The sequence below is a fragment of the Pseudomonas hunanensis genome (assembly GCF_013393325.1).
GTDB classification, from domain to species: Bacteria; Pseudomonadota; Gammaproteobacteria; order Pseudomonadales; family Pseudomonadaceae; genus Aquipseudomonas; species Aquipseudomonas putida_P.
In genome coordinates, this window is the sequence record NZ_QJRC01000082.1 from 67,524 (window position 1) to 92,503 (window position 24,980).

General features: G+C 62.3%; 24 protein-coding genes. 16 read left to right on the top strand and 8 right to left on the bottom strand.

Annotation, left to right across the window (positions count from 1 at the left end):
* Positions 1-67: 67 nt before the first annotated feature.
* The 5 genes from DM807_RS10660 to dksA all read right to left on the bottom strand — a co-directional run bounded on the left by DM807_RS10660 (position 68) and on the right by dksA (position 6,208).
* On the bottom strand, positions 68-1,510 hold the full coding sequence (locus tag DM807_RS10660) for a sigma-54-dependent transcriptional regulator (protein ID WP_179027364.1): 1,443 nt from the start codon (positions 1,508-1,510) through the stop codon (positions 68-70).
* A gap of 4 nt (positions 1,511-1,514) precedes the next feature.
* Positions 1,515-4,490 carry a sensor histidine kinase gene (locus DM807_RS10665; RefSeq protein ID WP_177335378.1) on the bottom strand — a complete coding sequence of 992 codons (2,976 nt, stop codon included), beginning with the start codon at positions 4,488-4,490 and terminating at the stop codon, positions 1,515-1,517.
* Positions 4,474-4,650, bottom strand: a complete 177-nt coding sequence (locus tag DM807_RS10670; RefSeq protein ID WP_003250005.1) for a hypothetical protein — start codon at positions 4,648-4,650, stop codon at positions 4,474-4,476. Before DM807_RS10670 ends, DM807_RS10665 begins: the two co-directional genes overlap by 17 nt.
* 163 nt (positions 4,651-4,813) lie before the next feature.
* Entirely contained in the window at positions 4,814-5,701 is an 888-nt protein-coding gene (gene gluQRS, locus DM807_RS10675; protein WP_060493845.1) for a tRNA glutamyl-Q(34) synthetase GluQRS, read from the bottom strand.
* 63 nt (positions 5,702-5,764) lie between these two features.
* Positions 5,765-6,208: an RNA polymerase-binding protein DksA gene (dksA, locus tag DM807_RS10680; protein WP_012274224.1), complete on the bottom strand. Its 444-nt coding sequence runs from the start codon at positions 6,206-6,208 to the stop codon at positions 5,765-5,767.
* 210 nt (positions 6,209-6,418) lie between these two features.
* Here dksA and DM807_RS10685 point away from each other — a divergent pair, with 210 nt between their 5' ends.
* Together DM807_RS10685 and sfsA are read left to right on the top strand one after the other, a co-directional pair.
* On the top strand, positions 6,419-7,591 hold the full coding sequence (locus DM807_RS10685) for a pyridoxal phosphate-dependent aminotransferase (RefSeq protein ID WP_060493844.1): 1,173 nt from the start codon (positions 6,419-6,421) through the stop codon (positions 7,589-7,591).
* Positions 7,591-8,304 (top strand): DNA/RNA nuclease SfsA, encoded by a 714-nt coding sequence (gene sfsA, locus DM807_RS10690; protein ID WP_179027365.1) that lies wholly within the window; start codon positions 7,591-7,593, stop codon positions 8,302-8,304. Before DM807_RS10685 ends, sfsA begins: the two co-directional genes overlap by 1 nt.
* On the opposite strand, the gene DM807_RS10695 is transcribed toward sfsA, so the two are convergent.
* Complete coding sequence (locus DM807_RS10695; protein WP_012274221.1) at positions 8,294-8,611, bottom strand: Rieske (2Fe-2S) protein; 318 nt, start codon at positions 8,609-8,611, stop codon at positions 8,294-8,296. The two genes, sfsA and DM807_RS10695, sit on opposite strands and share 11 nt — an antisense overlap.
* Before the next feature lie 148 nt (positions 8,612-8,759).
* Here DM807_RS10695 and DM807_RS10700 point away from each other — a divergent pair, with 148 nt between their 5' ends.
* The 4 genes from DM807_RS10700 to DM807_RS10715 are packed head-to-tail and all read left to right on the top strand — an operon-like array spanning position 8,760 to position 12,342.
* Positions 8,760-9,644, top strand: a complete 885-nt coding sequence (locus DM807_RS10700; protein ID WP_060493843.1) for a heme/hemin ABC transporter substrate-binding protein — start codon at positions 8,760-8,762, stop codon at positions 9,642-9,644.
* A 50-nt stretch (positions 9,645-9,694) separates the two neighbouring features.
* Complete coding sequence (locus tag DM807_RS10705) at positions 9,695-10,678, top strand: FecCD family ABC transporter permease (protein WP_171577278.1); 984 nt, start codon at positions 9,695-9,697, stop codon at positions 10,676-10,678.
* Positions 10,678-11,445, top strand: coding sequence for a heme ABC transporter ATP-binding protein (locus DM807_RS10710; RefSeq protein ID WP_012274218.1), 768 nt, complete (start codon positions 10,678-10,680; stop codon positions 11,443-11,445). Before DM807_RS10705 ends, DM807_RS10710 begins: the two co-directional genes overlap by 1 nt.
* A 12-nt stretch (positions 11,446-11,457) precedes the next feature.
* Positions 11,458-12,342 carry a ChaN family lipoprotein gene (locus DM807_RS10715; RefSeq protein ID WP_012274217.1) on the top strand — a complete coding sequence of 295 codons (885 nt, stop codon included), beginning with the start codon at positions 11,458-11,460 and terminating at the stop codon, positions 12,340-12,342.
* A gap of 181 nt (positions 12,343-12,523) precedes the next feature.
* On the opposite strand, the gene DM807_RS10720 is transcribed toward DM807_RS10715, so the two are convergent.
* Both DM807_RS10720 and DM807_RS10725 read right to left on the bottom strand, forming a co-directional pair.
* Positions 12,524-12,802: a TfoX/Sxy family protein gene (locus DM807_RS10720; protein WP_012274216.1), complete on the bottom strand. Its 279-nt coding sequence runs from the start codon at positions 12,800-12,802 to the stop codon at positions 12,524-12,526.
* 176 nt (positions 12,803-12,978) lie between these two features.
* Positions 12,979-14,541: a bifunctional aminoglycoside phosphotransferase/ATP-binding protein gene (locus DM807_RS10725; protein ID WP_012274215.1), complete on the bottom strand. Its 1,563-nt coding sequence runs from the start codon at positions 14,539-14,541 to the stop codon at positions 12,979-12,981.
* A gap of 115 nt (positions 14,542-14,656) precedes the next feature.
* Between DM807_RS10725 and mrcB the strand changes: the two genes are divergently transcribed.
* From mrcB to DM807_RS27575, 10 genes are all read left to right on the top strand, one after another.
* A complete protein-coding gene (gene mrcB, locus DM807_RS10730) occupies positions 14,657-16,978 on the top strand; it encodes a penicillin-binding protein 1B (RefSeq protein WP_012274214.1) in 2,322 nt (773 codons plus the stop codon).
* Positions 16,979-16,993: 15 nt separating this feature from the next.
* Positions 16,994-17,797, top strand: coding sequence for a tetratricopeptide repeat protein (locus tag DM807_RS10735; protein ID WP_012274213.1), 804 nt, complete (start codon positions 16,994-16,996; stop codon positions 17,795-17,797).
* A complete protein-coding gene (locus DM807_RS10740) occupies positions 17,797-18,129 on the top strand; it encodes a YqcC family protein (protein WP_019099850.1) in 333 nt (110 codons plus the stop codon). The genes DM807_RS10735 and DM807_RS10740 overlap by 1 nt, the downstream gene beginning before the upstream one ends.
* Before the next feature lie 410 nt (positions 18,130-18,539).
* A complete protein-coding gene (locus DM807_RS10745) occupies positions 18,540-20,264 on the top strand; it encodes an acetolactate synthase 3 large subunit (RefSeq protein ID WP_012274211.1) in 1,725 nt (574 codons plus the stop codon).
* A gap of 1 nt (position 20,265) precedes the next feature.
* Positions 20,266-20,757: an acetolactate synthase small subunit gene (gene ilvN / locus DM807_RS10750; protein ID WP_003250040.1), complete on the top strand. Its 492-nt coding sequence runs from the start codon at positions 20,266-20,268 to the stop codon at positions 20,755-20,757.
* A gap of 55 nt (positions 20,758-20,812) precedes the next feature.
* Complete coding sequence (gene ilvC / locus DM807_RS10755) at positions 20,813-21,829, top strand: ketol-acid reductoisomerase (protein WP_003250043.1); 1,017 nt, start codon at positions 20,813-20,815, stop codon at positions 21,827-21,829.
* A 150-nt stretch (positions 21,830-21,979) separates the two neighbouring features.
* The gene (gene pssA, locus DM807_RS10760; RefSeq protein ID WP_003250045.1) at positions 21,980-22,831 is read left to right on the top strand and encodes a CDP-diacylglycerol--serine O-phosphatidyltransferase; all 852 of its coding nucleotides are present in this window, start codon (positions 21,980-21,982) and stop codon (positions 22,829-22,831) included.
* A gap of 79 nt (positions 22,832-22,910) precedes the next feature.
* Entirely contained in the window at positions 22,911-23,924 is a 1,014-nt protein-coding gene (msrP, locus tag DM807_RS10765) for a protein-methionine-sulfoxide reductase catalytic subunit MsrP (protein ID WP_012274210.1), read from the top strand.
* Positions 23,924-24,535, top strand: coding sequence for a protein-methionine-sulfoxide reductase heme-binding subunit MsrQ (gene msrQ, locus DM807_RS10770; protein WP_012274209.1), 612 nt, complete (start codon positions 23,924-23,926; stop codon positions 24,533-24,535). The genes msrP and msrQ overlap by 1 nt, the downstream gene beginning before the upstream one ends.
* A gap of 186 nt (positions 24,536-24,721) precedes the next feature.
* Positions 24,722-24,980 (top strand): hypothetical protein (locus DM807_RS27575; RefSeq protein WP_218647962.1); only part of this gene is annotated, 259 nt, incomplete at its 3' end.

The window sequence follows — 24,980 nt, forward strand, 5'->3', positions numbered from 1 at the left end:
GCGCCGCCCGCGCGGCGCTCGATCGCATAGGCGCCGCAATTGCTGCGGCGTACCGTGCGCAGGCTGGTTATTCGCTGGTAGCGTTGCTTTTGCGCCGCGGGATGCCCAGGCGCTGACGGCGTTCCCACAGGCACTTGCGGCTGACGCCCAGCTTGCGTGCCAGTTCGGTCTCGGTCATGTGGTCCTGGTGTTCGAGCACGAAGTGCTGGAAGTAGTCTTCCAGCGACAGGTCCTCGGTCGGCTCGTGGCTGGCACTGGCCGCACTGGCCACCACCAGGGCGTTGTCGAGGATGTCGTCTTCTTCCAGGTCGCTCAGCTCGATGTCGATACCCAGCAGGTCGGCGGAAATCTCTGCGCTCTCGCTGAGAATCACCGCGCGCTCCACGGCGTTTTCCAGCTCGCGCACGTTACCCGGCCAGCTGTAGTGTCGAATGGCCTGCTCGGCTTCGGCCGAGAAGTGCAGGTCGTCGCGGCCGATGCGCGCACTCTGGCGAGCGAGGAAGGCGCTGGCGATCTCGTTGACGTCGCTGCCGCGCTCGCGCAGGGCCGGCAGCTTCAGGGCGATCACGTGCAGGCGGTAATAGAGGTCTTCACGGAACTGGCCGGCCTTGGCCAGGTTCTTCAGGTCGCGGTGGGTCGCGGCGATCAGGCGCACATCCACCTTTTGCGACTGTACCGAACCCACCCGGCGAATCTCTCCTTCCTGCAGCACGCGCAACAGGCGAGCCTGGGCTTCCAGCGGCAGCTCGCCGATTTCATCGAGGAACAGCGTACCGCCATCGGCGGCTTCCACCAGGCCGGCGCGCCCGGCGCTGGCACCGGTGAACGCGCCTTTTTCGTGGCCGAACAGTTCGGACTCGATCAGTGTCTCGGGGATGGCCGCGCAGTTCACTGAAATCATCGGCGCCTTGGCCCGGCGCGACAGGTTGTGCAGGGCGCGGGCCACCAGCTCTTTACCCGTGCCCGACTCACCCTGGATAAGCACATTGGAGTCGGTGGGTGCGACCTTGCGGATCTTGCTGTACATGTCCTGCATGGGCGGGCACGAGCCGATGATGCCGATTTCGCCATTGGCCGCTGCCGCGCTGTTTTTATCGGCTGGGGCAGCCTTGCCATTGCTGGCGCGTGGCTCGGCAGCGGGTGCGGCGGCCGGGGCGTTTTGCCGGTCACGCAGGATGCGCGCCACCGCTTGCAGCATCTCGTCATGGTCGAAGGGCTTGGCGATGTAGTCCACCGCGCCCATTTTCATCGAGTCCACCGCCGAGCGCAGGCTGGCGTAACTGGTCATGATCAGCACCGGGGTGCCCTGGCCGAGCTTGATCAGCTCGGTGCCGGGAGCGCCTGGCAAGCGCAGGTCACTGACGATGAGGTCGAAGGTGGCAATGCTGAAGCGTTCCTGGGCTTCCTGCACCGAGCCGGCTTCGCTGACCTGGTACTGGTTCCGCTCAAGCAGGCGACGCAGGGCCGAGCGGATGATGGTTTCGTCTTCGACGATCAGAATGTGCGGCATTGATTCAATTCTCTCGACGGTCTCGAATTTCAGGGGACGTCGCTACGACATGCCGGGGCAGGGTCACGCGGATCCGGGTGCCACGTTGCCGTTCGATATCGGCCGGGCTGTCGATGGTGATTTGCCCATAATGCTCTTCCACGATGGAATAGACCAGAGCGAGCCCCAGTCCGGTTCCTTCGCCCGGGTCCTTGGTGGTGAAGAAGGGTTCGAACAGGCGGTCCTGGATGTTCTTCGGAATCCCGCTGCCCTCGTCTTCGACGATCAGGTCGACGGTGTGCTCACTGGTCTCGCTACGCACGCGCACGGCACTGCCGGCGGGCGAGGCGTCGCGGGCGTTGGAGAGCAGGTTGATCAGCACCTGGGCCAGGCGCTGCGGGTCCCCTTCGGCCCAGTGGTCTGGGTCGCAGAGGTTGAAGAACTGTACTTCGAAATTGCGCCGGTTCAACGCCAGCAGACCGATGGCATCCTGTGCCACTTCGGCCAGGCACACGGGTTCCTCGCTGTTCTGGTGGCTGCCACCGGCATGGGCGAAGCTCATCAACGACTGGACGATGCGCGACACGCGCTTGGTCTGGTCGAGGATCTGGCTGGACAGCTCGATGATTTCGCCATCGCCTTCGCGTTCTTCACGCAGGTTCTGCGCGAGGCAAGCGATGCCAGTGATCGGGTTGCCGATTTCGTGGGCCACGCCGGCGGCCAGGCGGCCGATACTGGCCAGGCGCTCGGAGTGCACCAGCTTGTCTTCCAGTGCCTGGGTCTCGGTCAGGTCTTCCACCAGCAGCACCAGGCCACTGTTACCGGGGGCCAACGGCTCGTCGATGGCCGCCTTGTGCAGGTTCAGCCAGCGCGGCTGGCCGTCCAGCGCCAGGCGCTGCTTGTGCAGGTGCTCGTCGGGCACGTCGATGAACCCTTGCAGCAGGCCGCGCCAAGGCTCGTCTATGGTGACCAGGCGCGAACCGACCACATGCTTGGCGGCAATGCCGGTAAGCTCTTCCATGGCCTTGTTCCACATCAGGATTTCCTGGTCCTTGGCCAGCGAGCAGACGCCCATGGGCAGCTCCTGCAGGGTTTGGCGGTGGTAGCGGCGCAGGGCATCGAGCTCGGCGGCCAGGCCGGTCAGACGCGAGTGGTAGTCTTCCAGGCGGCTTTCGATGAAGTGGATGTCTTCGGTCACGTAGTTTTCGTTACCGGACTTGTACGGCAGGAACGTCTCGACCATGTCCTGGGCCACGCTCGGCCCCATCAGGCCGGACAGGTTGGCCTCGATGCGGTCGCGCAGGCGGCGCAGGGCATAGGGGCGGCGCTCGTCGAACGGCAGGTAGAGGTCGCGCAGGGCTTGCTCCACTTCCTTTTGTGCGGCCTTGGCCCCCAGCGGTTTGGCCAGCTGAGTGGCGAACTCCTGCGGTGAGGCGGCGTGCAGCTCGCGGCGTTGCGGGCGGCGCACGTTGTCCACCGCGCAGGCTTCGGCCGCACTGACCTCTTCGTTGCTGGCGTTGGTGAACAGCGAGATCAGGGTGAACAACAGCACGTTTGCCGCCAGCGAGGCGATTGCCGCCATGTGCCAGCTGGTGTCGTCCAGCACATAGATCATGTCCAGCAACGGAATGTAGAAACCCTGCAGGTTGCCCAGCAGCGGCAGCAGCATGGTCACCATCCACACCAAGGTGCCGGCCAGCAGCCCGGCGATGAAGCCGCGGCGGTTGGCGGTCGGCCAGTACAGTACCGACAGCACGCCAGGCAAAAACTGCAAGGTGGCGACGAAGGCGACGATGCCCAGGTTGGCCAGGCTCTGGTGGTTGTTCTGGGTCAGGTAGAACATGAAGCCGGCGGTGATGATGGCGACGATCAGTGCCCGTCGGGTCCACTTCAGCCAGCGGTAGATGTTGCCCTCGGCCGGGGGTTGGTACAGCGGCAGCACCAGGTGGTTCAGGGCCATGCCCGACAGCGCCAGGGTGGTGACGATGATCAGGCCGCTGGCCGCCGACAGGCCGCCAATGTAGGCCAGCAGTGCCAATGCCTGGTTGTTGGCGGCAATCCCCAGGCCCAGGGTGAAGTACTCGGGGTTGGTGCTGGCGCCCAGGCGCAGGCCGGCCCACAGCACCAGCGGTACGGCCAGGCTCATCAGCAGCAGGAACAGCGGCAGTCCCCAGCTGGCGCTGACCAGCGAGCGCGGGTTGAGGTTTTCGGTGAAGGCCATGTGGTACATGTGCGGCATGACGATGGCCGAGGCGAAGAACACCAGCAGCAGGGTGCGCCATGGGCCTTCCTGCAGCGGGGTGTGCAGGGCGGCAAGGGCGGTCTGGTTCTGTAGCAGCCAGACTTCCAGCTCATGCGGGCCGCCGAATACGCCATACAAGGCGTACAGGCCGATACCGCCCAGGGCCAGCAGCTTGATCACCGACTCGAAGGCGATGGCGAAAACCAGCCCTTCATGTTTCTCACGCGTGGCAATGTGCCGCGAGCCGAAGAAAATGGTGAACAGGATGATCAGCGTACAGAAGGCAAACGCTACCCGGGCCTTGACCGGCTCACCGGTAAGGATGCTGATCGAATCGGCCACCGCCTGGATCTGCAGAGCCAGCAACGGCAGCACACCGATGAGCATGATGATGGTGGTCAATGCCCCGGCCCAGGTGCTGCGGAAGCGGAACGCCAGCAGGTCGGCCAGCGATGACAGCTGGTAGGTGCGGGTGATCTTGAGGATCGGGTAGAGCAGCACCGGTGCCAGCAGGAAGGCGCCGGACACCCCCAGGTAACAGGCGAGGAAGCCGTAGCCATACTGGTAGGCCAGGCCCACCGAGCCATAAAAGGCCCAGGCACTGGCGTACACGCCCAGCGACAGGGTGTAGGTAAGCGGGTGGCGAATGATCGAGCGCGGGATCAACCCGCGCTCGCTGATCCAGGCCACGCCGAACAGCACCATGAGGTACCCGGCGCTGATCAGGATCATCTGGGTCAGGCTAAAGCTCATCGGCATCTCGTTGGCTCTGCAGGATGAAGGTGACGACGATCAGGATCAGCCAGAGCAGGTAGGGGCGGTACCAGGCTCCGGTCGGCTCGATCCACCAGTCCATGATGGCCGGGGAGAACAGGTAGATCCCCACGACCAGAAGCAGGACCAAACGATAGATGTACATGCTGGCCTCGATGGTTGGGCGCTGCGGGCTTGGACTTATTATTGGCGCAAATGGCGGGGGGGATGCTAGCGGGAATCCACAGTGTTCGCCAAGATTTTGAATTCATTGGGCTTTTGTTTTCGAGAGATGGTTTGCCCGTGCCCGCGAAGGGGCTGGTAGAACCTCAGCGCAAATCAGCCTCTGGCACCGTAGTCTTCTGCGCAATCGCCTCTGGCCGCCACTGTTTACGGGCTACCGCCAGTACCTCAGCCGGCGTTGCCACCAGCAGCTCCGGGTCGGTGTCCTGCCCCAGTGCCCGCAAGGCTCGCAGCAACAACGGCGTTGCATGCTCCACCTGCAGCGGAGGCGAACGGTAGGACTTGCCCAGCTTGTGCCCGTCAGGCTGCACGATCAGCGGAATGTGCAGGTAACGCGGCTGCGAGAAGCCCAGCAGCTCTTGCAGGTACAGCTGGCGCGGGGTGTTGTCGAGCAGGTCGGCGCCGCGCACGATGTCGGTAACACCCTGCCAGGCATCGTCCAGCACCACCGCCAGTTGGTACGCATACAGCCCGTCACGGCGCTGGATGACGAAATCGCCCACCTCACGGCCCAGGTGCTGCTGGTACTCACCCTGCACCCGATCGGTGAAGCGGTAGATCAGTTCTGGCACCCGTAAGCGGATTGCCGCGCCTTCACGGGCATGCCCGGCATTGCGGCACAAGCCGGGGTAGATGCCGTTGTAGCCTTCAAGCTGCTTGCGCGAGCAGGTGCAGGCATAGGCCAGGCCCATGTTGAACAGGCGGTCTACCACGGCGGCATAGGCATCGTGTCGCTGGCTCTGGAACACCACTTCGCCATCCCACTCCAGGCCATAACGCTCCAGGGTCTGCAGGATGGCATCACGGGCGCCAGGCATTTCCCGGGGTGGGTCGGTGTCTTCCATGCGCAGCAGCCAGCGGCCATTGACGGCGCGGGCATCGAGCCAGGAGGCGAGGGCGGCGACCAGCGAGCCAAAATGCAGGAAGCCGCTGGGGGTGGGGGCGAAGCGCCCGATGTAGCTGGAGTTGGTCATGGTCAGGCTGGGCACATAAATGAAACGGGGCGCATCAAGCGCCCCGTTCAGGTGGAAGAAAGATCAGCCTTTGCCGACCGTTTTTTCCTTTTTCTCGGCGATTTCCTTGCAGTCGAAGCACAGGTCTGCGGTAGGACGGGCTTCCAGACGGCGCAGGCCGATTTCGATACCGCACGATTCGCACCAGCCGTATTCATCGGCCTTGATCTTGTCGAGGGTCTTGTCGATTTTCTTGATCAGCTTGCGTTCGCGATCGCGATTACGCAGCTCCAGGGCGAATTCTTCTTCCTGGCTGGCGCGGTCGGCCGGGTCGGGGAAGTTGGCTGCTTCGTCCTTCATGTGGTCCACAGTGCGGTCCACACTGGTCATCAGCTCTTGCTTCCACGCGCCAAGAAGCTTGGTGAAGTGCTTTTTCATGGGCTCGCCCATGTACTCTTCACCCTTGGTTTCTACGTAGGGCTCGACACCGTACATGGTCTGGGCTTTTTGCTTTTCTACGGTGGACATGAATAGACCGCCTCTCACTCATCTGATCCAATGCGCAGGCTGCTCCATCTCCGGCACCCGCCGGCCCTGCGACTGCGAGCCGCCGAACTTACCAGATAGATCGGGGGTGCGCTACCCCGCCTGTTACTGGCAATTGACAGCGGCGCAAGCCACACGTTCGGTGGTGTGCAGAGGTAGAATCTCCAGTTTAGACCCAATTGAGAGAAGGTCATGGCCCACCCCTACAGTGCGCGCAGCCGCGCCATCGAACCCTTCCACGTCATGGCGCTGCTGGCCCGGGCCAACGAGCTGCAGGCGGCCGGGCACGACGTGATCCACCTGGAAATTGGCGAGCCGGACTTCACCACCGCCGCGCCCATCGTCGCCGCCGGCCAGGCCGCACTGGCCGCCGGGCACACCCGTTACACCGCCGCACGCGGCCTGCCGGCACTGCGCGAAGCGATTGCCGGCTTTTATGGCCAGCGCTATGGCCTGAGTATCGATCCGGAGCGCATTCTCATTACCCCAGGTGGCTCTGGCGCGCTGCTTCTGGCCAGCAGCCTGTTGGTCGACCCGGGCAAGCACTGGCTGCTGGCCGACCCGGGTTACCCGTGCAATCGCCACTTCCTGCGCCTGGTAGAGGGTGGGGCGCAGCTGGTGCCGGTGGGCCCGGAGGTGAATTACCAGCTGACCGCTGACCTGGTCGAGCGTTACTGGGACAAGGACTCGGTCGGTGCGCTGGTCGCTTCACCGGCTAACCCGACCGGTACGGTGCTGGGGCGCGAGGCGCTGGCCAGCCTTGCCAAAACCACCCACGAGCGGCATGGTCACCTGGTGGTGGACGAGATCTACCATGGCCTCACCTATGGCATGGACGCACCTAGCGTGTTGGAAGTGGACGACTCGGCGTTCGTCCTGAATAGTTTTTCCAAGTATTTCGGCATGACCGGTTGGCGCCTTGGCTGGCTGGTGGCCCCACCCGGCGCGGTGGCTGACCTGGAGAAGCTGGCACAAAACCTGTACATCAGTGCACCGAGCATGGCCCAGCATGCCGCGTTGGCGTGCTTCCAGCCCGAAACCCTGGCCATTTTCGAAGAGCGCCGCGCCGAGTTCGCCCGCCGTCGCGACTATTTGCTGCCCGCCCTGCGCGAACTGGGCTTCCGCATTGCCGTCGAGCCGCAGGGCGCGTTCTACCTGTATGCCGACATCAGCGCATTTGGCGGTGACGCGTTCGCCTTTTGCCGACACTTCCTGGAGACCGAGCACCTGGCCTTCACGCCGGGCCTGGACTTCGGCCGCCACCTGGCCGGGCACCATGTGCGCTTTGCCTACACCCAGAGCCTGCCGCGCCTGGAAGAGGCGGTGCAGCGTATTGCCCGTGGCCTGCGGAGCTGGCAAGGCTGATGCGTTTCTTTCCCCCTCTTGAACAGGGCCGCCTGCTGCGCCGCTACAAGCGCTTTCTGGCCGATATCGAACTGACCAGCGGCGAGCAGATGACCATCCACTGCCCGAACACCGGTTCCATGCTCAACTGCATGCGTGAAGGCGGGCTGGTGTGGTTCAGCCGCTCCAACGACCCCAAGCGCAAGCTGCCGGGCACCTGGGAGATCAGCGAAACCCCACAAGGGCGGCTGGCCTGTGTGAATACTGGGCGGGCCAATGCGCTGGTCGAAGAGGCGCTGCGGGCCGGCACCATCGTCGAGTTGGCCGGCTTTACCGCGCTCAAGCGTGAAGTGGCCTATGGCGAGGAAGGCAGCCGCATCGACTTTCGTTTGGAGTTCGACGGGGCCCCGGTTTATGTCGAGGTCAAGAGCGTGACCCTGGGCTACCCCGACACTGCAGTCGCAGCCTTTCCCGATGCGGTGACGCAGCGCGGTGCCAAGCATTTGCGCGAGCTGGCGAAGTTGGCGCGGCAGGGGGTGCGGGCGGTGCAGCTGTATTGCGTGAACCTGACCGATGTAGAAGCCGTGCGCCCGGCCGAGGAAATCGATGCGGCGTATGCCCAGGCGCTGCGTGCCGCAGTGGCGGATGGGGTGGAGGTGCTGGCCTACGGCACCCGGTTGGATGCCGAAGGCATCGTCATCGACCGCCGCTTGCCAGTGCTGCTTAACCCTTGAACCAGATGCCCTGGCTGTCTTCGAGGCAGCCCAGGGCCTGCAGTTGATCACCCTCACAGGGGCCGGCCACGCATTCTCCGCTTTCTATCAGGAACAGCGCGCCATGATGGGCGCAGTGGATGAGGCTGGCGCCGTCGTCCAGAAACGCGTCTTCTGCCCAGTTCAGCGGGATGCCCCGGTGTGGACAGCGGTTGCGGTACAGGTAAACCTGGCCCTGGCGGCGCACGCCGAACAGTTCGAGCCCGTCTACGCTGAAGGCGCGGCTTTGGCCTTCGGCCAGGCCGTGGGAGTTACAAAGGAAATGCATGGCAAGGATGACTCGTGAAACACGTGATGGCTTGACGCTTCAATGCGAATAATTATCAAATTGCCCGCACTCGCTGCGCCTGACTGTCTATGGTGCGCAGTTCCGTCGCTCGCCACAAGGCGCGCGGCCCGCCTTCAGAAGGAACCCGATGATGCGCCGTCCCGCCGCTTTGCTCGCCTTATGCGCAAGCCTTGTGCTTTCTACCCAGGCCTTGGCGGCCGAACTGCCGCAACGCTGGGTCAGCGCGGGTGGCGCCCTGAGCGAGTGGATAGCCGCGCTGGGCGGTGAAGCCCGCCTGGTCGGAGTGGACACGACCAGCCAGCACCCGGCTTCGTTGAAATCGCTGCCTAGCGTGGGTTACCAGCGTCAGTTGTCGGCCGAAGGCATTCTCAGCCTGCGCCCGGATGTGCTGGTGGGCACCGAGGAAATGGGGCCGCCACCGGTACTGGCGCAAATCCGCAAGGCGGGCGTGCGGGTCGAGTTGTTCTCCAGCAAGGCCGAGCTGGCGGCGGTGGACGAAAACCTCAAGCATCTGGGGCAGTTGCTCGGCGCAGAGCAGCAGGCTGCGACGCTGGCGACGGACTACCGCCAGCAGCTTGATGCGTTGCACGCCAAGGTCAAGCAGGCCCAGGCCGGGCAACAGGCGCCTGGGGTGGTGTTGCTGGTCGGCCATGCCGGCGCCAAGCCGCTGATTGCCGGGCAGGGCACGGCGGGTGACTGGCTGTTGGGCCAGGCTGGCGGGCGCAACCTTGCAGAGCACCAGGGCTACAAGAACTTCTCCAACGAAGCACTGGCGGCGCTGGACCCGGATGTGATCGTGTTTTCCGACCGGGCGCTGGCCGATGAGCAGGCCTTGCAGGCGCTGTTGAAAGAAAACCCCGCGCTGGCCGCTTCGCGGGCGGTGCGGGAGAAACGCCTGGTGTCACTGGACCCGACGCTGCTGGTCGGCGGGCTCGGGCCTCGCCTGCCAGCGACCTTGCAGTCGCTGGCAGCCACTTTCTACCCGGCAGCCCAGGCTAGCTTTGCGCAATGAAACAGCGGGTCCAGCCACGTACATTGTTCATTAGCCTGAGCCTGCTGTGCCTGTTGGCCGTCTGGCTGTCACTTGCGCTGGGCCCTGTCAGCCTGCCGCTGCTCGACACCCTGCGCGCCGGCCTGCGCCTGTTGGGGCTGCCGATTGCTGCTGATGGCCTGCAGCAGGCCGAGATGATTCTTGGCCAGATCCGCCTGCCGCGTACCCTGCTGGGGTTGGCGGTGGGTGCGGTGCTGGCGCTGTCCGGGGTGGCCATGCAGGGGCTGTTCCGCAACCCGTTGGCCGACCCTGGGCTGGTAGGGGTTGCAGCCGGGGCAGCGATGGGGGCAGCGGTCGCCATTGTCGGCGGCGCCTGGTTTGGTGGCATGCCGGATGCTTTCGCGCCTTATCTGCTGTCGTTCTGCGCTTTTGTCGGGGGGCTTGGAGTAACTGCGCTGGTCTACCGTCTGGGCCGTCGTGATGGCCAGACCAACGTCGCCACGATGTTATTGGCCGGTGTGGCCATGACCGCGCTGGGGGGCGCGGCCGTGGGGCTGTTTTCTTACCTGGCCGACGACGCCACCCTGCGCACACTGACCTTCTGGAACCTGGGCAGCCTCAATGGCGCCAGTTACGAACGCTTGTGGCCATTGTTGCTGGTGGCGGCCGGTGTGGCGATGTGGTTGCCACGGCGGGCCAAGGCGCTTAATGCCCTGCTGTTGGGTGAGTCAGAGGCGCGTCACCTGGGCGTTGACGTGGAGCGGCTCAAGCGTGAGCTGGTGTTCTGCACCGCGCTGGGCGTGGGCGCGGCAGTGGCTGCTGCGGGGCTGATCGGTTTTATCGGCCTGGTCGTGCCACACCTGGTACGCCTGCTGGCCGGGCCCGATCACCGCGTGGTGTTGCCGGCCTCGCTGCTGGCCGGCGGTGTGTTGATGTTGTTCGCCGACCTGGCAGCGCGCCTGCTGCTGGCGCCTGCCGAGCTGCCGATTGGCATCGTCACGGCGTTTATCGGTGCGCCTTTCTTTCTGTTCCTGCTGATACGAGGGCGCAGCTGATGTTGCAAGTAGAGGGCCTGTATCTGCGCAGGGGCAGCAATGAGGTACTGCACGACATTCACCTGCAACTGCAGCCAGGGCAAGTAGTGGGCGTGCTTGGCCCCAACGGTGCCGGCAAGAGCAGCCTGCTGGGTGTGCTGTGCGGTGAGCTGGCGCCCGACCATGGGCGGGTGACGCTGCAAGGGCGACCTTTGGCCGATTGGGCTGGGCAGGAACGAGCCAGGCGCCTGGCGGTATTGCCGCAAGTGTCCAGCTTGGGTTTCTCGTTCCGGGTCGAGGAAGTGGTGGCCATGGGGCGTATGCCCCATGGCACCGGGCAGCGGCGTGATGCAGAAATTGTCCAGGCAGCCTTGCAGGCGGCAGATGCCTGGCACCTGGTGGCGCGCAGTTACCTGGCGTTGTCTGGCGGCGAGCGGCAGCGGGTGCACCTGGCCCGCGTACTGGCGCAGCTGTGGCCAGGGGAAGAGGGCAGCATATTGCTGCTCGACGAGCCGACCTCGATGCTCGACCCGCTGCATCAGCACACAACTCTGGAAGCCGTGCGCCGCTTCGCCGACAGTGGTGCTGCTGTGCTGGTGATCCTGCATGACCTGAACCTGGCGGCGCGTTACTGTGACCGTATCCTGTTGCTGGAGCAGGGGCGCTGCCATGCGTTTGCCTCCCCTGAAGAAGTGCTGACGCCAACGGCGTTGAGAGCAGTCTACGGTCTCGATGTGCTGGTGCAGGCGCACCCGGAGCGTGGGCATCCGCTGATCATTGCCCGCTAGGAGGCATTGCCGATGCGTCACCTGCTGCTGTCCGGTTTTTCGTTTTGCCTGATGTTGTCATTGGGCGGCTGCCAGGCCAGCTTGCCGCCAATGCCCGCTTGGCAGAGCAGTGAAGGGCGCACGCATGCCGAGTTGGGGCGCATCATCGACCTTGCCGATGGCCAGGTAATCAGCGCACGGCAGCTGGTGCAGCGCCTTGCTGTCGCACCCCGTGTGCTGGTTGGCGAAAAACATGACAACCCTGACCATCACGCGCTTCAGCTTTGGCTGCTGCGTGCATTGCAGGGCCAGCGTGCGCAAGGCAGCCTGTTGCTGGAAATGCTGCAGCCCGAGCAGCAACCGCTGGTCGACAAGGTGCAGGGGCAGCCTTTGCCGGCAGACCTGCCCAAGGCGCTGGCCTGGCAGGAGGGCTGGGATTGGCAGATGTACGGGCCAATTGTCAGCGAAGCCTTGCAGCAGCGGGTGCCTTTGCTGGCAGCCAACATTTCACCCGGCGAAATGCGCCAGGCCTATCGACAGCCGGCTCCGCTGCAGGGCGAAAAGTCCAATGCACCGGCGGTAAGGGCCGCCCTGTTGGAGCAGGTGCGCGCCGGGCATTGCGGCATGCTGCCGGAAAGCCAGCTGCCGGCGATGCTGGCCGTGCAGCAGCAGCGCGACCGCCGGATGGCCGAGCGCCTGCTGGCGGCGCCGCAGCCGTCGCTGCTGTTCGCCGGGGCCTATCACGTGCGCAAGGACCTGGGCATACCTTTGCACCTGGCAGACCTGGGGGCGTCGGGGGAGAGCAAGGTTTTGCTGCTGGCTGAGGTGGGCGAGCAGGTCGCACCAGGCGAGGCCGATTATGTGTGGTACACGGCAGCGATGCCGGAGCAGGATTACTGCGCGCAGCTGCGGCGGTAGCCCTGTAGAAATCACAGGCAAAAAAAGACCCGGCAAATTGCCGGGTCAATAACCGTGATTAGCCTGATGAGGAGATAATCTGAGAGTCCGAACCAGGGGCTCTTAGCTTATCCAACCAGTCTCGCGACCAGTTGTGATAATCATAACGATTCTCATTTAACAGTCAATCCCCTTGCCAGGATTATTTTGGATTTTTTTGCGTAGGGCTTTTCGCGTCCAGTTGTTGGTTTAGCGCTTCCTTACGTTCGAGCGGCAAATCGTTCCAGTGCATGTCCAGCAGGGCGCCTTCGATGGCGTACAACAGCACCTTGGAGGCGCGGAACCCTCGTGTCTTCACGGCCTGGTATGCACCCACCGCACCCAGGCGGCGCAGATCCGATGCGCTGTGGATGCCGGCGGCATGCAGCCACTGCGCAGAGGTCTTGCCAAGGTTCTTCAGGTGCTGCAATTCATCGTTCATCGAGCCTCCTTGCGATGGCTGAACGGGGAATGGGGATAAATCGCGAGCAGGTCAGAAAGGAGTGTAGCGGGGGTTAAGAATTACGCGGCCTTTTGCCATCGGGGGCGATGAGAGGACCTGTACCGGCCGCTACACGGGCTTGCCCGCGAAGTGGCCGGTAAAGGAAAACGGCGAACTTACAGGCCAGGCAAGCGCTGACGAACCTGTTCGATCACCTGGTCCATGCTGCCAGCGTCCTGGGTGTCGACCCGGGTGCTCTGCACCAGTTCCTGCGCATCCAGTGCTTCACGGCTGGCCTGTTGGGCCTTGACCACGTCCAGGGTGGCATCCGACGGGTCGCTGTTTTCGGCCTGACGCTGCTCCAGCCAGCTGGCGATGACCGCCTCTGGTGCATGGCAGTCGAGGATCAGGAACGGTACGCCGGTCTGGCTGGCGACGTCTGCCGCAGCCTGGCGCTGTTCATGCTTGAGGTAGGTGGCATCCAACACCACCGGGAAGCCGGCTCGCAGAATGGTTGCTGCGACTTGATGCAGGCGTTGGTAAGTGGCGGCACTGGCACCCTGGTCATAAATGCCGGAGGCCAGCTGACCGGCGTTCTCTTGTGGCTGTTCGCCGAACAGGCGCTTGCGCTCGACATCGGAGCGCACGCGAATGGCGCCCAAGGCTTCGACCAGGCGCATTGCCACGTGGCTCTTGCCCACTGCCGAGACGCCATGGGTGATAGCCAGCAGCCGCGAAGGGATGGCGCTGTAGCTTTCCGCCAGGTTGGCGTAGTTGCGGTAGGTGCGCAAAGTCGTGGCCCGTTGCACGCCATCGGCATTGGCCGGCATGCTGAACAGTGCGACCTTGGCCCGCACCAGGGCGCGATAGGCTTTATAGAAGTTCAGCACTTCCAGGCCTTCATAATCGCCGGTCAACTCCAGGTATTGGCTGATGAAGCGTCGTGCCAGGCACTTGAGGCCGCGATCTTCCAAGTCCATGGCGAGGAAGCCGGTGTCGGCCCACACATCGGTCATGCGGAACGGTTCGTTGAACTCGATGCAGTCGAAGATCACCACCTGGCCGTTGATCAGGGTGGCGTTGCCCAGGTGGATGTCGCCATGGCACTCGCGGGTGAAGCCATTGGCCTTGCGCGAGGCGAACAGGCCTTGCAGCCGCTCGAAACTGCTCCGCGCCCAAGCTTGCAGGTTGTCCAGTTGCAGCAGGTCGGCCTTGTCGCTCAGGAATGGGCGGATCTGCTCGAAGTTCTGCTCGACCGGGGCCATGACGCTTTCAGGCGAGCCGTAGGGCTGTTCGGCAGCTACCTTGGGCGTCTGCAGGTGGAATTCAGCGATCTGCCGGGCCATTTGGTCGATGTGCATGGCGTTCAGCTCGCCATTGGCCTGCAGGGTGCTGAGCATTTGCCCCTGGGGGAACTGGCGCATCTTCAGTGCGTATTCGATAGCTTCGCCGTTACCACCGATCTGCGGTGCATCAACACTGCCGGTGATCGGCAGCACTTCCAGGTACAAGCCTTCGGTCAGGCGCTGGTTCAGGCGCAACTCTTCGTTGCAAAAATGCTGGCGCTGGTCCAAGCCGGTAAAGTCAAGGAAGCCAAAGTTCATCGGTTTCTTGATCTTGTAGGCGTACTCGCCGGTGAGCAGTACCCAGGAGATATGCGTCTCGATGAGCTGGAACCCATCCACGGGGTGAGGGTACAGGGCTGGGTTCTGCAACGCAGTGATAAGAGCTTGGCTCACGGCAAATCCTTCCGGGGCAAGGGAATTCGAATGCGCCATTATGGTCAATGGTGCCGTCCCTGCCTACCGCTGGGCCGTCTGCCCAGCCTTTATAAAGTGCGTATAATCCGCCGCCATGACCCGAACTCGAAATCCCCGCACCCCTCAGAAACGCCCGACCGGCCGCTCCCGCGCCTGGCTGGGCTGGGCTTTGAAGCTCAGCCTGGTAGGCCTGGTGATCGTTGCCGGCTTCGCGGTTTACCTCGATGCCGTCGTCCAGGAGAAGTTCTCCGGCAAGCGCTGGACCATCCCGGCCAAGGTGTATGCCCGGCCGCTGGAGTTGTTCACCGGCCAGAAACTGAGCAAGAACGACTTCCTCACCGAGCTCGATGCACTCGGCTACCGACGCGAAAGCGCGGCCAACGGCCCAGGGGCGGCGGCGGTCAACGGCAATACCGTCGATCTCAATACCCGTGGCTTCCAGTTCTACGAGGGCATGGAGCCGGCGCAGTTCGTTCGCGTGCGTTTCTCAGGGGATTACGTGGCGGGCCTTTCTGCTGCCAATGGCAAGGCGCTCGACGTTGTGCGCCTGGAGCCGCTGATGATCGGCGGCATCTACCCGAAGAACCTTGAAGACCGCATCCTGATCAAGATCGACCAGGTCCCCAAATACCTGCTCGAAACCCTGGTGGCGACGGAGGACCGCGACTTCTACAGCCACTACGGTGTGTCGCCCAAGTCCATCGCCCGGGCCATGTGGGTCAACACGTCGTCCGGCTCGATGCGCCAGGGCGGCAGTACCCTGACCCAGCAGTTGGTGAAGAACTTCTACCTCAGCAGCGAGCGCAGCCTCAGCCGCAAGCTGACCGAGGCGATGATGGCGATGCTGCTCGAACTGCACTACGACAAGCGTGAAATCCTCGAGGCATATCTCAACGAGGTGTTCGTCGGCCAGGACGGTCAGCGTGCCGTGCACGGCTTTGGCCTGGCCAGTCAGTTCTTCTTCAGCCAACCACTGTCGGAGCTGAAACTGCACCAGATCGCCCTGCTGGTGGGCATGGTCAAAGGCCCGTCCTACTACAACCCGCGGCGTTACCCTGATCGCGCCCTGGCTCGGCGCAACCTGGTGCTCGACCTGGTGGCCGAGCAGGGCGTGGCCAGCCAGGCGGAAGTCGATGCAGCGAAGAAGATGCCGCTGGGTGTGACCAAGCGCGGCAGCCTGGCCGACAGCTCGTTCCCGGCCTTCCTCGACCTGGTCAAGCGTCAACTGCGCCAGGACTATCGCGACGAAGACTTGACCGAAGAAGGCCTGCGCATTTTCACCAGCTTCGACCCGATCCTGCAGATGAAGGCCGAAACCTCGATGAGCGAGACCTTCAAGCGCCTGGCGGGCCGCAAGGGTGCCGACGAAGTGGAGTCGGCAATGGTGGTGACCAACCCTGAGACGGGTGAAGTGCAGGCACTCATCGGCAGCCGTCAGGCAGGTTTTGCCGGCTTCAACCGGGCGATCGACGCCGTGCGGCCGATCGGCTCGCTGGTCAAGCCGTCCGTGTACCTGACAGCGCTGGAGCAGCCAAGCAAATACACCCTCACCAGCTGGGTGCAGGACGAGCCATTCTCGGTCAAGGGCGCCGACGGCCAGGTCTGGCGCCCACAAAACTACGACCGTCGCCCGCATGGCACCATCTACCTGTACCAGGGGCTGGCCAACTCGTACAACTTGTCTACCGCCAAGCTCGGCCTGGAAGTGGGTGTGCCCAATGTGATCAAGACCATTGGCCGGCTGGGGGTGAATGTCGACTGGCCAGCGTTCCCGGCCATGCTGCTGGGGGCCGGCGGCATGTCGCCGATGCAGGTCGCGACCATGTACCAGACCATCGCCAACGGCGGCTTCAACACCCCGATGCGCGGCATCCGCAGTGTGCTTACCGCTGAGGGCGAGCCGCTCAAGCGCTACCCGTTCCAGATCCAGCAAACCTTCGACCCGGGTGCCATCTACCTGGTGCAGAACGCCATGCAACGGGTAATGCGCGAAGGTACCGGGCGCTCGGTGTACAACACCTTGCCACGTTCGCTGACCCTGGCGGGCAAGACCGGCACCAGTAACGATTCGCGTGACAGCTGGTTCTCCGGCTTCAGCCAAGACCTGCTGGCCGTGGTGTGGATGGGGCGTGACGATAACGGCAAAACGCCATTTACCGGTGCCACCGGTGCCCTGCAGGTGTGGACCAGCTTCATGAAGAAAGCCGACCCGCTGCCGCTGGACATGCCGCAACCGGACAACGTGGTGCAGGCCTGGATCGACCCCTACACGGGCCGTGGGTCTGATGGCAGCTGTCCGGGAGCAGTGCAGATGCCGTATATTCGCGGCAGTGAACCGCCCGCCGGCGCGACCTGTGGCGGCGAGGAGAATCCTGCCGAGTCGGTCATGGACTGGGTCAAGGGCTGGATGAATTAAGCACAGGCTGCATTGATGAGGTGTGACGTGAACAAGTGGCTGTTTCCTGCCGTGACGGCGTTGGCTGTGCTCCAGGGGTGCTCCAGCGTCCCGCGCGGCAATATTCCGGTGGTCGATTCGAGCACCCGCGTGTCCAACAGCGAACGCGTGACGGCCAACCGCTCGGCGGGCGGCTATAGCACCGGCACCGCCCAGGCGCAGACGCTTGCGGAGGATTCCGGCGTTACCGTGATGATTCCGCAGGGCGCAGGCGCTTCGGGTATCCAGACGTTCCCGGCGGCCAATGGCGCAGCGCCGATCAGCACCTCGCCGATCACCCCGGGGCCGATCAGCACTGGCCCTGTCAGTTCGGCGCCGATGACCACCAACCCCAACCCGATTGCCGACGAGCCGTTCGACATCGCGGCGATGAACAACGCCCCGCAAAGCACCAGCGCGCCAACCGGTATTCCGCGTAGCACCGCTGCTGCCGGTGGCCTGTCGGCCGACGAGCAGTTGGACGGGCCGGTGCTGGCACTGCTGACCACCGCCAAGACCCAGCAGGGCAGTGGAGACTTCAACGGTGCCGCCTCGAGCCTGGAGCGTGCCCAGCGCATTGCGCCGCGTGAGCCGCAAGTGTTGTACCGCCTGGCCCAGGTGCGCCTTTCGCAAGGTGATGCCGCGCAGGCCGAGCAACTGGCGCGCCGTGCCCTGACTTACGCCAACGGCCGCCCAAGCCTGCAGGCGGAGCTATGGAACACCATCGCCCAGGCCCGTGAAAAGCAGGGTGACAGCGCTGGCGCTGCGCTGGCCCGGCAAAAGGCGCGGGTCAATTCGTGATGATCGAGCAGCGCATTCTGGATATTGCCGACCACCTGCTGCTGATCGAGCGTGAACTGCAGGTGCAAGGCTGGTGGGACGACGAGCCACCAAGCGACGAGGCACTGGCCAGCACAGTACCGTTCGCCGTCGATACCCTCAGTTTCGAGCAGTGGCTGCAATGGATCTTCCTGCCACGCATGAAGATCATTATCGAGTTGGGCCACCCGCTGCCCAATGCCTCGAGCATCCTGGTCATGGCCGAAACCGTGTTTACCGACCGGCCGGAGCAAAGTCGCGAGCTACGCCGTCTGTTGGCAGCTTTTGACCAATTGATCGCTCCTTCCGCCTGATTTCTTCAGTTTTTTCGTCAAGGGCCGCAGATTGTGGCCCTTTTTTTTGGAAATCTTATTAAATCTGCTGCTGAAGCGATTTTTAGTGGTGGCAGGAATTCATCTTGGGGAAAAATTGGCAATAATTTTTCTTGACTTGTTGGCGCCGAATCACAAGAATCCAACTTCCGCTGTAGAGGGACTGCCAGAAGCAGACCCGCTAAGCAGATCATGAGGTGCACACCCGCGCCGACCTGTTACACCCCGCAACGCGTTACCTCGCGCTGGGTGGGAAATCCCCGCAACACTCTGGGGGGCTCCCAATACTTGCTCAGTCAGTGCTGACGTTTTCGCTCATGCTCTGCTTGGCAGTAAACCTATTAAGACCCGTCCACTAGGGACGGTATTCTGGCGTTTTAGAGGTGAACAACGTGGAGCTTTTATCTGGCGCTGAGATGGTCGTCCGCTTCTTGCGTGACGAAGGCGTTAAGCACATCTACGGGTACCCTGGTGGTGCTCTCCTGCATGTTTACGACGCACTGTTCAAAGAACCGGAAGTGGAACACATCCTGGTTCGTCACGAGCAGGCGGCAACCCATATGGCGGACGGCTACGCCCGCGCCACCGGCAAGGCCGGTGTGGTGCTGGTAACCTCCGGCCCAGGCGCGACCAATGCCATCACCGGCATTGCCACCGCCTACATGGACTCGATTCCGATGGTCATCCTGTCCGGCCAGGTGCCTAGCACCATGGTGGGCACCGATGCCTTCCAGGAAACCGACATGATCGGTATCTCGCGGCCGATCGTGAAGCACAGCTTCATGATCAAGAACCCGACCGAGATCCCGGAAGTTCTGAAAAAGGCTTTCTACCTGGCGCAATCCGGTCGCCCAGGTCCAGTCGTGGTCGACATTCCAAAAGATATGACCAACCCGGCTGAGAAGTTTGAATACGTCTACCCGAAAAAGGTCAAACTGCGCTCCTACAGCCCAGCGGTCCGCGGCCACTCCGGCCAGATCCGCAAGGCTGCCGAGATGCTCCTGGCTGCCAAGCGCCCGATCGTCTACTCCGGCGGCGGCGTGATCCTCGGTGGTGGCTCTGAAGCCCTGACCGAAATCGCCAAGTCGCTGAACCTGCCGGTCACCAACACCCTCATGGGGTTGGGTGGCTTCCCGGGTACTGACCGCCAGTTCCTCGGCATGCTCGGCATGCACGGTAGCTACACCGCCAACATGGCCATGCACAATGCCGACGTGATCTTCGCGGTGGGTGCTCGTTTCGACGACCGCGTGGTAAACGGCCCGGCCAAGTTCTGCCCGAATGCCAAGATCATCCATGTCGATATCGACCCAGCGTCGATTTCGAAGATGATCAAGGCCGACGTGCCAATCGTCGGCCCGGTCGACAGCGTGCTCAGCGAAATGCTCGGCATCCTCAAGGAAATCGGCGAGCAGCCCGACAAGGCGGCGCTGGATGCCTGGTGGAAGCAGATCGACGAATGGCGTGGCAATGGTGAGATGTTCCCCTATGACAAGGGCGACGGTAATGTCATCAAGCCGCAGAAAGTCATCGAGACCCTGTGCGAAGTGACCCATGGCGACGCCTTCGTCACCTCCGACGTGGGCCAGCACCAGATGTTCGCGGCGCAGTACTACCGCTTCAACAAGCCAAACCGTTGGATCAACTCCGGCGGCCTGGGCACCATGGGCTTCGGCTTCCCGGCGGCGATGGGCGTCAAGCTCAACTTCCCGGACCAGGACGTGGCCTGCGTGACTGGCGAAGGCAGCATCCAGATGAACATCCAGGAGCTGTCCACCTGCATGCAGTACGGCCTGCCGGTGAAGATCGTCAACCTGAACAACGGTGTGTTGGGCATGGTCCGCCAGTGGCAGGACATGGCTTACAACGGTCGTCACTCGCACTCGTACGTCGAGTCGTTGCCTGACTTCATCAAGCTGGCCGAGGCCTATGGCCATGTGGGCATCCGCATCACCAGCCTGAAGGACCTCAAGCCGAAGCTGGAAGAAGCGTTTGCGATGAAGGACCGCCTGGTGTTCATCGACATCGCGGTTGACCGCAGTGAGCACGTCTATCCGATGCAGATCAAGGACGGCTCGATGCGTGACATGTGGCTGAGCAAGACGGAGCGTACCTGATATGCGGCACATCATTTCCCTGCTGCTGGAAAACGAACCAGGTGCGTTGTCCCGTGTGGTCGGCCTGTTCTCCCAGCGCAACTACAACATTGAAAGCCTGACCGTGGCGCCGACCGAAGACCCGACCCTGTCGCGTCTGACGCTGACCACCGTTGGCCATGACGAAGTGATCGAACAGATCACCAAGAACCTGAACAAGCTGGTCGAAGTGGTCAAGCTTGTCGACCTGTCGGAAAGCGCCCACATCGAGCGCGAACTGATGCTGGTCAAGGTCAAGGCCACCGGTGCCCAGCGTGCCGAGATCAAGCGCACCACGGATATCTTCCGTGGCCAGATCGTCGACGTGACCGCCAGCGTGTACACCGTACAACTGAGCGGTACCAGCGACAAACTGGACAGCTTCATCCAGGCGATCGGCACTGCATCGATTCTCGAAACCGTGCGCAGCGGCGTTACCGGCATTGCCCGTGGCGACAAAGTGCTCAGCATCTAAATTCAAAAATTAGCGATGGCTCCGCAGGGGCCGAGATATAACCAGGGGTATTTTCATGAAAGTTTTCTACGATAAAGACTGCGACCTTTCCATCATCCAGGGCAAGAAAGTCGCCATCATCGGTTATGGCTCCCAGGGCCACGCTCAGGCGTGCAACCTGAAGGACTCCGGTGTAGACGTTACCGTCGGTCTGCGTAAAGGTTCGGCTACCGTTGCCAAGGCTGAAGCCCACGGCCTGAAAGTTGCTGACGTTGCTACCGCTGTCGCTGCGGCTGACCTGGTCATGATCCTGACCCCAGACGAGTTCCAGGGCGCTCTGTACAAGAACGAGATCGAGCCGAACATCAAGAAGGGCGCTACCCTGGCCTTCTCCCACGGCTTCTCGATCCACTACAACCAGGTTGTTCCGCGTGCCGACCTCGACGTGATCATGATCGCGCCGAAAGCCCCGGGCCACACCGTTCGCTCCGAGTTCGTCAAAGGCGGCGGCATCCCTGACCTGATCGCTATCTACCAGGACGCTTCGGGCAACGCCAAGAACGTCGCACTGTCCTACGCTTCGGGCGTGGGCGGCGGCCGCACCGGCATCATCGAAACCACCTTCAAGGACGAGACCGAAACCGACCTGTTCGGTGAGCAGGCTGTTCTGTGCGGCGGTACTGTCGAACTGGTCAAAGCCGGTTTCGAAACCCTGGTCGAAGCTGGCTACGCGCCAGAAATGGCCTACTTCGAGTGCCTGCACGAGCTGAAGCTGATCGTAGACCTCATGTACGAAGGCGGCATCGCCAACATGAACTACTCGATCTCCAACAACGCCGAATACGGTGAGTACGTCACTGGCCCGGAAGTCATCAACGAAGAATCCCGCAAGGCCATGCGCAACGCTCTGAAGCGCATCCAGGACGGCGAGTACGCGAAGATGTTCATCTCCGAAGGTGCTACCAACTACCCATCGATGACCGCCAAGCGTCGCAACAACGCCGCTCACGGCATCGAAATCATCGGCGAGCAGCTGCGCTCGATGATGCCTTGGATCTCGGCTAACAAAATCGTCGACAAGACCAAGAACTAAGTCTTATCGAAAGATGAAAAACGCGGCTTCGGCCGCGTTTTTTCGTTCTGGCAGCCCGCTTCTGGTATAAAGCAGACCAGTGGCCTGCTGTCAGAACCTGTTTCGCGGGCCCGTGTCGAACATTTTCCATCCTGTTGCAAGGTACCCTCCATGAGCGAACGTCCCGAAGAGCCGAACAAGCCCTCCGACGCCGAAAGCCTGCTACCTGTCGATGAGCACGTTGAAGAAGGGCATGACGCCGAAGGCCGCAAGGTGCGCCACCGCGGCATCTACCTGTTGCCCAACCTGTTCACCACCGCCAACCTGTTTGCCGGCTTCTATTCCATCATCAGCTCGATGAGCGCACAGAGTGCCCTGAGTGCCGGTGACCCACGCGAGGCGAGCAAGTACTTCGCCTTTGCCGCCATCGCCATTTTCGTGGCCATGGTGCTCGATGGCCTGGACGGCCGTGTTGCGCGCATGACCAATACTCAGAGTGCCTTCGGTGCCGAGTATGACTCGCTGTCTGACATGGTCGCCTTCGGTGTGGCCCCGGCCTTGCTGGCCTTTGGTTGGGCGCTCGGTGACATGGGCAAGGTTGGCTGGATGGTCGCCTTCATCTATGTAGCCGGTGCCGCGTTGCGCCTGGCGCGCTTCAACACCCAGGTCGGTACTGCCGACAAACGCTACTTCATCGGTTTGGCCAGCCCGGCTGCCGCGGGTGTGGTGGCGGGTACCGTATGGGCGTTCAGCGACTACGGAATCCAGGGGTCCAAGCTGTCTTTCCTGGTGGCGCTGCTGGTGGCTGCTGCCGGTATGCTGATGGTCAGTAATATCAAGTACAACAGCTTCAAGGAGCTGGACCTCAAAGGGCGTGTGCCGTTCGTGGCGATTCTGGCCGTGGTGCTGGTATTTGCCGTGGTATTCAGCGACCCGCCACGCATCCTGCTGCTGATCTTCCTCGCCTACGCGGCATCGGGGCCGATCCAGTTCCTGCTGAAGGCGCGCCGGCGCAAAGCGTGAAAATCGCTTAACGCTGGAATAACCTTCCGGCTCCATAGTCTTACGGGTACATCCGTTACTCAGTGCTATGGAGCCGCCCATGCTCATCAAGCTTCCCAGGTCTTCCGAGTGCAAGGCGTCGGAGATTACCCCCGAAGGCCTCTATCTTTCCCGTCGTACCCTGCTGGGTGGCTCATTGGCCGGCTTGGCGCTGGGCGCGCTGCCGGGCGGGGTGGGGGCTGCGGAAGTTTCGCGTTATGCCGATGTGCAGGCCGGCACCGGGCCGGCCTGGTTCACTGACAAGCTTGCCGCCACGCGCTGGCAGGCGGTGACGGTGAACAATGAGGTGATCACGCCATTCAAAGACGCCACCCACTACAACAACTTTTACGAGTTCGGTCCCGACAAGGGTGACCCGGCTGCCAATGGCGACAGCCTTAAGACCGAGCCGTGGTCGATTGTGGTGGATGGTGAGGTGGGCAAGCCCGGGCGCTATGCACTGGAAGACTTCGTCAAACCTTACCAGCTTGAAGAGCGGATTTACCGTCTGCGTTGCGTAGAGGCGTGGTCGATGGTCATTCCCTGGCTGGGGTTTCCGCTCGCGCAGGTGCTCAAGCAGGTCGAGCCGACTTCCAAGGCGCGTTATGTGCGCTTTGAGACCTTGAAGGATCCCGAACACATGCCGGGGCAGCGTTCAGGGTTTGCCCTGATCGACTGGCCCTATAGAGAAGGTTTGCGTCTGGATGAAGCAATGCACCCATTGGCTATCCTGGCGGTGGGCATGTATGGACGGGAGTTGCCCAACCAGAACGGCGCGCCGCTGCGGTTGGTGGTGCCATGGAAATATGGTTTCAAGAGCATCAAGTCGATCGTGCGTATCAGCCTGGTGGCCGAGCAGCCTGGCACTACCTGGGAAGGGTTGGCGCCGGATGAATATGGTTTCTATGCCAATGTGAATCCGACTGTCGATCACCCGCGCTGGAGCCAGGCGCGCGAACGACGGTTGCCCAGCGGGTTGTTCAGCCCCAATGTGCGGGAGACGCAAATGTTCAATGGCTACGCTGATGAGGTTGCGTCGCTGTATACCGGGCTCGATCTGCGGAAGAACTATTGATGCGCTATCCCTGGTTTCGCCTGGCCATCTTCGTTGTGGGGTGCCTGTTCCCGGCATGGTGGTTATATGAGGCAGCGATGAGCCTGCTGGGGCCTGATCCCGGGAAGATCATGATGGACCGCCTTGGGCTTGGGGCGCTCACCTTCCTGCTGGTGACCTTGTGCATGACCCCGTTGCAGAAGCTGACGGGGTGGTCGGGGTGGATCGTAGTGCGTCGGCAGCTGGGGTTATGGGTGTTTGCTTATATAGTGCTGCACATCCTGGCCTACCTGTTCTTTATCCTGGGGCTGGATTGGGGGCAGTTGGCGGTGGAGCTGCGCAAGCGGCCCTACATCATTGTGGGCGCGTTGGGCTTCCTTGGGTTACTGGTGCTGGCGATTACCTCGAACCGCTATAGCCAGCGGCGGTTGGGGGCGCGGTGGAAGAAGCTGCACAGGTTGGTGTATGCGGTGCTTGGGTTGGGGTTGCTGCATTTTCTGTGGATTGTGCGCTCGGATCTGAGGGAGTGGTCGATCTACGCGCTTATTGGTGCTGTGCTGATGGTGCTGCGTATACCGGCTGTAGCGCGTGGTCTTCCCAGGGTTGCCCGTGCGCGAGGCAGGGCAGTCTGAAATATTGTTGAAATTAAAGGTTGACGGGGTTTCGAATCCCCTTATAATGCGCCCACTTCCAGCGACATCGGAACGACAAACTCCTTGAGATTCAATGAGTTAAGTAGTTAAGGTGGTGCTGGAGGGGCTACGATCAAATGATCGCAAGCGGTTGAAATGGTGGTTGACAGCGCTTCTTGGTGCTGTATGATTCGCCTCCCGCTACGAGAGATCGCAGCGAGCCAAGTGTTTGAAGCTAAACGAGTTTCTCGCAAAAAACTTCAAAATAAACGCTTGACAGGCTCTGAGGAAAGCGTAGAATGCGCGCCTCGGTTGAGGCGAAAAGCTCTTAACCAAACGCTCTTTAACAAATTGAATCAAGCAATTCGTGTGGGTGCTTGTGAGTACGGACTGATAGTCAAAAAGATTATCAGCATCACAAGTGGCCATGCGAGAAATCACATAG